Here is a 2,221-nt window from a genome sequence, read left to right as displayed (position 1 = left end):
AAAGCCATTCTCTTGCGCTTGTGGAGAGAGACCCCTCACCCGTCTCGCCGCTTCGCGGCGAGCCACCCTCTCCCACAAGGGGAGAGGGATGATCTCCGCCCCACCACCAGCGCGTCCACGATCGTCACGCCCTGCCCTTCCGCGTGCACCAGCACCGGGTTGAGCTCGATCTCCGCGATCTCCTCTGCATGTTGCGCGGCAAGCACGGAAATGTCCGCGATCAACTGCGACACCGCCGCAACATCCGCCATCGCCGCCCCGCGAAATCCCGTCAGCAGCGGCGCGGCTTTCAAGCGCGCCAGCATCGTGCCGGCTTCTTCTGCGCTGACCGGCGCCGGGCGGTAGACGACGTCGCGGAACAATTCGGTCGTGATGCCGCCAAGGCCCACCATCACCATCGGCCCGAACGTCGCGTCTGTCATGGTGCCGACGATGATCTCGACACCCTGCTTCGCCATCGGGCAGACCAGCACGCCCTGAATGGCCGCCTCAGGCCTGTGCTGGCGCACATTGTTGAGCAGCGCCTCGAACGCCAGAAACGCTTCGCCCTTTGTGGTGATATTGACGCGCACGCCGCCGACCTCGCTCTTGTGCGCGATGTCCGGCGACTGGATCTTCAGCACCACCGGAAAGCCGACGCGGGCGACGGCATCATCGAGCTCGCCCTTGTCCTTCATCAGCACTTCATCCGGCAGCGCGATGCCGGCGGCGCGGAGCAATGTCTTGCTGTCGGCTTCCGAGAGCGCAGGCGATTTCAGCTGTGCTGAGATGTCCCGCGCGGGGACTTGCGCCCCGTCCGCGGGCCTCTGCAGCTCGAAGGTGGCATAATCGACGAGCTGCCGCATCGCGACGCCGACATAAGTGAGGCCGGAGAGCACCACGACGCCGGATTTGGCAAGCTCGCGCCGCGCGAAATCGGACGGTACCGTGTAGGAATAGAACACCACCGGCTTGTGCTGCGCGGCCAGCACCGGCGTCAGCTCGGCTTCCTTGAAGGGCTTCCGGACGTCGCTCGACAGCGACAGCACGATCAGGATTGCGTCGATCTCGTCCGACGCGGTGAGCACATCGACGCTCTTTTGCAAGCCGCCCGAGGTCACGCCCTGCGCCGTGACGTCGATCGGGTTGCGCGCGGTGCCGTAGGACGGCATCAGCGCGCTGATCTCCGCCTGGACTTTTTCGGAGAGCTCCGGCACCTGCAAGCCTTGCAGCGCCACGGCATCGGCGCCCCAGATGCCGGCGCCGCCGGAGACGGTGACCACGGCGACGCGATCGCCTTTCGGCAACGGATTGCTCGCAAGCACAGCTGCGATCGTCAGCGCCTCGTCGAGATCGTTGGAGACGATGAAGCCATATTTGGCGAACACCGCGTCGTAGGCCGCCGACCATCCGGCCATGCTCGCGGTGTGCGAGGCGGCCGCGCGCATCCCGGCGCCGGAGCGGCCGACCTTCGTGACGATGACAGGCTTTTTCAGTTCGGCGGCGCGCCGCGCTGCCGCGAGAAACTTGTCGACGTCGCGAATGCCTTCGATGAACAGCAGGATCACGTCCGTTGAAGCGTCCTGCACCATGTAATCCAGAAACTCGCCGGCCCCGAGATCGGATTCGTTGCCGGCACTGACGACATAGCTCACGGCAATGCCGAGCGCACTGGCGCGGTGATAATACGCAAAGCCGATGCCGCCGCTCTGCGCCACGATGCCGATCCGCTTCGTCGTGGCGACCAGCGGCACCACGCTCGGCTTGACGTCCACGGCGGGACTGAACGTCGCCGCCACGCGCTGCTTCTGGCTGAAAAAGCCTTCGGCATTCGGACCGGAAATCCGCATGCCGGTGCGCCTCGCCAGCCCCGCGATCGCGTCCTGCATCGCCGCGCTCTCCCCGCCCTCCTCGGCGAAGCCGGAGGAGATGATAACAGCGTTCTTCACGCCGGCGGCGGCGCATTGTTCGAGCGCGGCGAGCACCGCGCGGGCGGGGATGAGGATGATTGCGAGATCGACCGGCGCGCCGATGTCGGTGATCGATTTGTAGCAAATGAGGCCGTCGATCTCGGCGTAGTTCGGGTTCACCGGATAGATTTTTCCGGGATACTCGTTCTTGCGCAACATCGACAGCAGGCGCCCCGGAATCTTCTCGTGATCGCGCGAAGCACCGATCAGCGCGATGCTGGCGGGTGCAAAGAAGCTGTCGAGCGGATGCGGCATGTGCAGATTCCAATTGT

General features: G+C 65.2%; 1 protein-coding gene. It reads right to left on the bottom strand.

Going from position 1 to position 2,221, the window contains the following annotated elements; translation table 11 throughout:
• Window positions 1-35: 35 nt before the first annotated feature.
• Complete coding sequence (locus tag IVB32_RS21290; protein ID WP_247369125.1) at window positions 36-2,204, bottom strand: acetate--CoA ligase family protein; 2,169 nt, start codon at window positions 2,202-2,204, stop codon at window positions 36-38.
• Window positions 2,205-2,221 lie beyond the last annotated feature (17 nt).

The organism is Bradyrhizobium sp. 23 (assembly GCF_023073295.1).
Classification (GTDB): Bacteria; Pseudomonadota; Alphaproteobacteria; order Rhizobiales; family Xanthobacteraceae; genus Bradyrhizobium; species Bradyrhizobium canariense_D.
Note: the sequence above shows the minus strand (reverse complement) of the source record. Positions and strands in the feature narration are given on the sequence as shown.

Excerpts from the sequence above, each read along its gene's own strand:
- IVB32_RS21290 (WP_247369125.1), bottom strand. The coding sequence starts at position 2,204 with ATGCCGCATCCGCTCGACAGCTTCTTTGCACCCGCCAGCATCGCGCTG.